We start from the raw sequence: 8,428 nt of genomic DNA, 5'->3' as shown, positions 1-8,428 counted from the left end.
CATAGCCTACTGGACTCCGGTACCCGGCCGGAGCAAATAGTAGCTATTGTTATGGAGCGCTCACCGGAAATGATTGTTGCTTTATTGGGCGTGTTAAAAGCAGGGGCGGCGTACCTCCCCATTCATCCAGCCGATCCAAAGGAACGGATTCGCTACATCCTGACAGACGCTGGTGCCGAATGGATTCTGACCCATCAGCAATGCCATGCCAACTGGATAGATGAAGGAATCCAGCAGGTCATCGACGTTGACTTACTGTGTCAGGATCAGCAAGAACGAGGTAATCCAGAGCTTGTCATCCAGCCTGATCATCTAGCTTATGTCATCTTCACCTCCGGCTCAACGGGGCAGCCCAAAGGGGTGATGGTGGAGCATCACGCCTTTAGTGCGCGAGTGGTATGGCTGGCACAACAGCTTGGTTTAAGGGAGCAGGACACGGTGCTGCAAAAAGCATCCTATACCTTTGATGGTTCCATCGTCGAGCTTTTCAGCTGGTTCATGGGCGGAGGACGATTGGTGTTATTGGAGGCAGGTGCAGAAACGGATACCCGTCAAATGCTGGATACCATTCACAGGCATCAGGTTACAGTGGCTTTCTTCATTCCTACTGTGCTGCAAATGTTTTTGTCAGAGCTTTCAGTCGAGGATACAATCCAAGCAGCCACTTTGCGTTGGGTCATGTCGGGTGGCGAACAGATAGGCCAGGAGCAGGTGCGAAGTTTTAATCTGAAGTTCCCGGAAGCGAGATTACTTAATCTGTATGGGCCTACGGAAGCCAGTGTGTTTGCAACAGCCTATACGTGTACGTCTGTATCTTCCGAAGGTCCGATTCCGATCGGACGGCCTGTGGGCAACACCCGGGCGTATATTTTAAATCAGGAGCTGGCGTTGGTTGGTTTGGGGCAGGTAGGAGAGCTTTGTCTGGGAGGGTGCCATCTGGCACGCGGGTATGTACATCTGGATGGACTTACGGCAGAGCGTTTTATCCCCAATCCTTTTGTACCAGGTGAGCGAATCTATCGGACAGGCGATCTTGCCCGGATGCTGCCTAGCGGCGAGATTGTTTACATGGGACGGTCGGATCAAATGGTGAAAATCGGAGGCTACCGGATTGAGACAGGTGAAATTGAAACAGCCCTCTTGCAAAATAACGACATTCAGCAGGCGGCTGTACTTGATTTGACAGATGAGCAGGGCAACAAGTATTTGTGTGCTTATCTGGTTGTGCAAACCGACTGTACAGTTCGAGAACTGCGGGCATTTTTGCTGGAACGATTGCCGGAATATATGATTCCTTTACGTTTTATGAAGGTGGAAACGATGCCTCTTGGTTCAAGCGGAAAGCTGGACCGTAAGGCGTTAAATACCTTGGGGGTAGAGTTGCCTTCCGGCAAAGAGCATACACAGCCCCGCAACGAAATGGAACAGCAACTGCTCCTGTTGTGGGCGGACATTTTCAAAACAGGCGCAGTAGGTATAGATGATCATTTCTTTGAGTTTGGCGGAGATTCGTTGCTCGCTTACCAGTTCATTTTGCGTGTGCGTCAAATGTTGGCCATCGAGATTACTTTAAAGGAACTTTTTGCAGCTCCGACTATTCGACAACTTTCAGATCACATAAGCTCCAGAAGAGTTGAGTGTCATCACGAGGATGAAGCGACAGTCCGTTCCTTGATCCCTGCTGCGACTCCAAGCGCCCATTATCCGGCCTCGTCTGCTCAAATGCGTCTTTTTATGATGCACGAGCTGAATCCAGAGGATCTAAGCTATAATCTACCGGGCGCCATGATGCTGGAAGGAGAACTGGACCTGGCCAGACTTGAGGGAGCCTTCCAAGCGCTTATTCAGCGTCACGAAGCTTTTAGGACCACATTTGATGTGATCAACGGCGAGATTGTTCAGCTTATTCATGAATCTGTTCCGTTTGCCATTGAGTTTTTCAGAACATAGGAAACCGAGATTAGCAACATACTTCGGGGCGATGGAAAGCTTATGAGAGAAGTCATCCCAGTTCAGCAGCATGCACTGTCATCAGTAAAAGTAGAGAAAAAAGAACGCCGACGGAGGGAGATTTAGCATCATGCATTATGAAGGATATGAAACATCTTCGGCGCAAAAACGGCTATATCTGATTCATGATCTTCTCGGACCTAACATCATCTATAACATGCCCAGCATTCGAATCATCAAAGGAGCGCTGGAGCCAGAGCGGCTGTACAGAGCATGGTGTAGGCTGACAGAACGTCATGAGGGCTTGCGAACGTCCTTTATTCAAAAGGACGGCGAGGTTTTACAACTCGTCCATGAATCCATCGATGTATCGATTCCCTATAGAGAACGTTCGGATCAGAGTACGGATAAGCTTGTTAACGAGTTTATCCGTCCGTTCAATCTGAACGAGGCCCCTCTATGGCGGGCTGAGCTTGTACCTTTGGTTGATGGGGAGATTCTGTTCCTGTTTGATATCCACCATATCATCGCGGATGCGGTAACCATCAACATTATATTTGAAGAGCTGATGGCTCTATATCAGGGACAGGAGCTTGCTCCATTAGAGTTTCAGTATGTCGATTATACGATCTGGCAAAACGATCAATTAAGTGATATTCATATTCAGAAACAGGGTGAATTTTGGCTGAACCAATTTACAGAGGATGTTCCTCTGCTGTCGCTGCCTACAGATGGAAAAGGCTTAAGGTCCGATTACAGCGGCGGGATCGTATCGTACTCGATTGAAGCTAACACGGCTCACTCCTTGCGTGCATTATGCTTGCAGCACAATGTTACGTTGTATATGGTTCTACTCGCCGCGTACAGCATCCTTCTGTCCAAATATGCCGGACAGGAGGATCTGGTCATCGGAACACCTGTCGCCGGAAGGACTCATTCCGAGTTTGAAGGGATTGTGGGCATGTTCGTGAACACGCTCGCCTTGCGTCAGAAACCGCAGAGAACCAAGCGGTTCTCTGATTTTCTGGAAGAAGTGGCAGACCGAACTTTTGCTGCGTTTGAGCATCAGGACTACCCCTTTGATATGCTGGTGGAGCAGGTCAATCCTGAACGAATCAGTGGTCGTAATCCCTTATTTGATGCTTGCTTTGTATTGGAAAATGTACCGCAGCCTGTCGTGCAGGCAACAGAGGTCACGTTTTCTCCTTATACTTTTGAACATAAAATCGCTAAATTTGATATCACCTTGTATGCATACGAAATGCAGGAGGGTATCGGGCTGGAACTGGAATATCGCAAAGCGTTGTTTACGGAGGAAAGCGCCCGCCGGATGCTACGACATTTTGCCAGAATTGTCGAAATCATTGGCGAACAACCCGATATTCGGATTGAAGACATTGATATGGTTACAGAAGAAGAGCGCACCGTTTTACTTCATACTTTTAATCAGACCCACAGCAAAAATGCATACGAAAAAAATTCGCATGGGGTAACCATCCATCGACTGTTCGAACAGCAAGTGATACGGACGCCTGACCATCCAGCCGTGAGGTGGAAAGAAAAGCAACTAACGTATGATGAATTAAATGAACGTGCCAATCAATTGGCGCGGGTTTTACGGCAAAAGGGAGTTCAGGCAGAAGATGTCGTCGGTATTTTAGCTACTCCTGCGTTGGAGATGATTGTTGGTATTTTAGCTATTTTGAAGGCCGGGGCCGCTTATTTACCGATTGATCCGCTCTACCCAGATGAACGGATTCAATATCTATTACAGGATAGTCAGGCGAAAATATGCCTTCTACCGACTGCCAGCACCAGACGCTTTCCTGGGGTGGACATGTTACTGCTCACAGACCCGAGTCTCTATACGGGAGAACCCCGTAATCTGGAGGACAGCAATCAGGCGCACAATGTGATGTACATCATTTATACTTCGGGGTCTACAGGACAACCAAAGGGTGTAATGATTGAGCATCAATCCTTTGCTCGCCTAGTGTTAGAGCCAGGGCCGTTGGCTATTACGCAAGAGGATCGAATATTGCAGACGTGTTCCCTGGCCTTTGATGTGTCGGTTTTTGAACTGTGGGGAACACTGCTGAGCGGGGCAACCTTGTATCTCATTGAAAAAGAAGAGCTTTTATCTGCCGACATACTCGGCAAGAGGATGGCACAGTATGGAATCACGATGGCATGGTTCACGGCTCCTTTGCTAAATCAGCTGATTGATGAGAAACCTTCCATCTTTACTGGACTTCGATTGATCATGACCGGGGGAGACGCCTTGTCTCCGCAGCATATGAATCTCCTTCGCGCCGCCCAGCCGGATTTAACGATTGTCAATGCCTACGGTCCTTCGGAGAATACTATTTTTACGTCGTTCCATACGATTCAGGAGGACTATGACCATAACGTGCCGATTGGCAAGCCTGTCGCCAATACACAGGTCTATATCCTGAGCGCGTCCAATCAACTTCAGCCCATTGGAGTACCGGGTGAGCTGTGCATTGGAGGTGAAGGATTGGCGCGTGGCTATTTGGCTCGGGAGGAATTAACGGCAGCCAAATTTGTTTCTCATCCCTGGCTCCCAGAAGAGCGTATGTACCGTTCTGGAGATTGTGCCCGATGGCTGGCTGACGGAACGCTTGTTTTTTTGGGTCGCATGGATCACCAGGTCAAAATTCGGGGCTTTCGTATTGAAACCGGCGAAGTTGAGGCACGGCTTGCACATATAGAGGGGATTCAGGAAGCAGTCGTGCTTGTTCGTCAGCACAGCGACGGGATCAAATACCTCTGTGCTTACTTTGTTTCCGACGTAGAAATGTCACAGGCAGAAGTCCGGCTGGAGCTGGCTACATATTTACCGGATTATATGATTCCTGCCTGTCTGATCCGACTTCCGCGTTTGCCACTGAATGTGAATGGCAAAATTGATCGGAACGCGTTGCCAGAGCCTGATCTTGAAGCACTGCGGGAGAATGAATATGTCCCTCCTTGCAATGAACTGGAACAGGAGCTGGTTCGCATCTGGTCGATGGTTCTGCCCACGAACCTGCCGACGGATCGCATTGGTGTAACGGACAATTTTTTCACCCTGGGAGGAAGCTCGCTCAAGGCTACCAAGCTGGTTTCACTAGTTTTGCGTGAGTTAGGGATAGACCTACCGCTCACCAAATTATTTACTTTTCCTACTATCCGCCTACTGGCAAGTGCATTGCAGGGAAAGGAAAGAAGTGTGTTTCCAGCCAGAGCAGACACGCTTGTCCTCTTAAAGCCCGGCACAGCGCAGGATAAGCACCTTTTTTTCATCCATGATGGAAGCTTGGATGTCAGTTGCTACATGGAATTGGTCAACGGACTTACAGCTACTTGGAATTATTGGGGCATAAAAATGGATGCTTCGATTCTTGCTGAAAATAAAACAGCTGGGATGAAGGAAGCGGCACACCGATATGTGAATCAATTGAAAAGCATTCAGGAAACAGGCCCGTATTATGTTGCGGGGTGGAGTATGGGTGGAACGCTTGCTTTCGAAATAACCCGACAATTGGAAGAACAAGAAGAACGTGTCGAACTTTTGGCCATTCTGGACACACTGCCACCTTTGAAGTATGGCAAGGAAGATCACTGGGACCACCATATTCAGGAACTGGAGAGGATGGAAGAAACGTTGGATTTATCGCTTTGGAAGCGAGCATTTCCAGCCAGTGTACTCCCCTTGCTACCGGAATTTAATGAGTTGGGACGGAGTGAATTACTAGAACGCTTTAAAAGTGTGAATCATTGGGTGAAAATGCAGCATGTCTACCAGCCCGATCGAGCTGTAAAGGCCCCTGTATGTTTGTTTATTTCAGAACATACCTGGGAATTAGGATATAAAGGATGGGAATTGTATTGTAAGGGGGAAATGTTCACGCATAAAGTGCCTGGCGATCATTTCTCTATCGTAAAAGGAGCCCAAGCCGTGTCTGTAGGTTTGGTGCTGAATACATTTTTGAGGTAAGATTATGCTCCTGCTTGGAGGTTGAAGACCCCAAGCAGGAGTATTTATTTGATATGATCGTGTAAGTTGGTTTGTAATATTAATTGACATGATGTATAAAAACATATGGTAATGTATGAAAAACCCCCTTGTCTGCTTCCAGATTTTATAGTAAAGTATCCAATAATCAACTTTGTTTGAACATAATATTCACTGTTTGTGAGTATATATCACACTTTCACCACGACCTCACATACTCCTCTTTCTATTTATTACATCACATCTATTCATTACCCTACAGCATCTCTTACACCACTAGATTATGAACACTTCTGTCCTACTACACCTATTTGATGAACTCGGAACCTGGGACCACAGCTTGAGGACAAGCTTGTCATGTCAATCCAAAGGAATTGGCATTCATCCGGTATCAACGAATTAACAATATATAAGGTGTGAAAGGGGTTTGCTGCATGAGCAAAAAGTATGCAAAACACAAAATCTGGACCGTTCTGCTGGTGCTTGCGCTAGGAGCTGTTTTGGCGCTTTCCGGTTGTGGGGGATCAGGTGAAGGAGCAAAGCCAGAGGCAGGGAAAACACCAAGTGGAGCAGGAGAGGGCGTGCAGGACACGCTTATTTATGGACGCGGCGGAGATTCCGTGGCGCTAGATCCTGCCATTGTGACTGAAAGCGAGTCGCTAAAAATCGGAATGCAAGTGTTCGACACACTGCTGGAATATAAGGAAAATACAACGGAGATCCAACCGGGGCTTGCAGAGAGCTGGGAAGTATCACCGGATGGACTGGTCTATACGTTCAAGCTGCGTCAGGGTGTGAAATTCCATGACGGAAGTGACTTTAACGCAGAAGCGGTTGTGTTTAACTTTGACCGCTGGGCTGATCCGAAAAGTCCATACAAATTTGAAGGTGACTCGTTTGACTATTATGATTCTATGTTCGGTCCTGAAGGAAGTAGGGTGATTAAGGAGGTTAAAGCGGTAGATGCGAACAGCGTCCAATTTACACTAAACAAGCCGCAGGCGCCGTTTTTACAAAATATCGCTATGCCATCCTTTAGTATTTCAAGTCCCAAGGCTATTCAGGAGAAAAAGGCTGATTTCAAGAGTAATCCGGTCGGCACGGGTCCTTTTGTATTTAAGGAATGGAAACGGAACGATACCATCACGCTGGAGAAGAATCCAAACTATTGGAAAGAGGGGCAGCCGAAGCTGGCTAAGATCATTGTTCGTTCCATACCCGACAATACCGCGAGATTTAATGCTCTGCAAAACGGGGAAATTGACCTGATGGAGGATTTGAACCCGGATGATGCAAAGCAGTTAGACGGTAATAGCGAGTTGGTGAAAATTGAACGTCCCTCCTTTAATGTGGCGTACATTGGCTTTAATTTAAAGAAAAAAACCTTCAATAATCCCAAGGTGCGGCAGGCACTGAATCACGCAGTGAACAAGCAGGCCATTATTGATGCATTGTTTGCAGGGCAGGCTAAGCCTGCGGTCAATCCGATGCCACCTACGTTATGGGGGTACAACGATAGTATTCAGGACTACGCCTATGATCTGGATAAGGCTAAATCTTTGCTAGCGGAAGCGGGCTTTCCTAACGGGCTTCCCGAGCCGTTAACCTTCTATGCAATGCCCGTATCTCGTCCTTATATGCCTGACGGAAAAAAGGTGGCAGAGGCCATTCAAGCCGATTTTGAAAAAATAGGCGTCAAAGTAAACATCCAATCCCCGGAATGGGCCACGTATCTGGATGATGTTAAGGCGGGGGAAAAGGATGATCTGTATATGCTGGGATGGAACGGGGATAATGGTGACCCGGATAATTTCCTTTATACATTGCTGGACAAGGATACGATTCCAGGCAATAACCGCAGTTTTTATGTGAATGAGGAACTTCATAAAATATTGGTGAAGGCTCAGGTTGAGGTCGACCAGAACAAGCGTGGGGAACTGTATAAACAAGCACAAGTGATTATTAAACAGGATGCGCCGTGGATTCCATTGGTTCATAGCACACCGCTGATGGCAGGTAAAGCGAACCTCAAGGGTTTTGTACCTTCTCCGGCAGGTATTGAAGCGTACGGAAATATTTATTTTGAATAGCCCAAACGCAAGCAGGCGGTGAATCTGATATGAATTCATATATTGTGAAAAGACTGGCTATATTGATTCCTGTATTACTGGGCATGACGCTCATCGTTTTTTCCATTATTCATGCCATTCCGGGAGATCCGGCGGAAACCATACTGGGAGATAAGGCTACGGAACAGTCCAAGCAGGCGCTACGTGAGCAATTGGGGCTGGATAAGCCGTGGTTACAGCAATATGGGACCTATTTAGGTGAGCTGGCACAAGGGGACTTGGGCGATTCCATTCGCACCAGGCAGCCGATTGCCCGGGAAATGCTTCCTTATCTGGCGGCTACGCTGGAGTTGACAGTAGCAAGCATGTTTTTTGCTGTAGTAGTCGGAAT

4 protein-coding genes are annotated in these 8,428 nt (G+C 47.5%); all 4 read left to right on the top strand.

The window, feature by feature from the left end; all coding sequences use genetic code 11:
* On the top strand, positions 1-1,950 hold a 1,950-nt coding region (locus tag GRP75_RS14925; protein WP_237449058.1), incomplete at its 5' end, for a non-ribosomal peptide synthetase.
* Between the two features lie 130 nt (positions 1,951-2,080).
* On the top strand, positions 2,081-5,950 hold the full coding sequence (locus tag GRP75_RS14920; protein ID WP_160789691.1) for a non-ribosomal peptide synthetase: 3,870 nt from the start codon (positions 2,081-2,083) through the stop codon (positions 5,948-5,950).
* Between the two features lie 452 nt (positions 5,951-6,402).
* Complete coding sequence (locus GRP75_RS14915; protein WP_068938672.1) at positions 6,403-8,058, top strand: ABC transporter substrate-binding protein; 1,656 nt, start codon at positions 6,403-6,405, stop codon at positions 8,056-8,058.
* Between the two features lie 29 nt (positions 8,059-8,087).
* Positions 8,088-8,428, top strand: a 341-nt coding sequence (locus GRP75_RS14910) for an ABC transporter permease (protein WP_160789690.1), incomplete at its 3' end; no start/stop codon positions are given.

Source organism: Paenibacillus sp. OT2-17 (genome assembly GCF_009827695.1).
GTDB classification, from domain to species: Bacteria; Bacillota; Bacilli; order Paenibacillales; family Paenibacillaceae; genus Paenibacillus; species Paenibacillus polymyxa_B.
The sequence above is the reverse complement of the archived record's forward strand: the minus strand, read 5'-3'. Positions and strand labels throughout refer to the sequence as shown.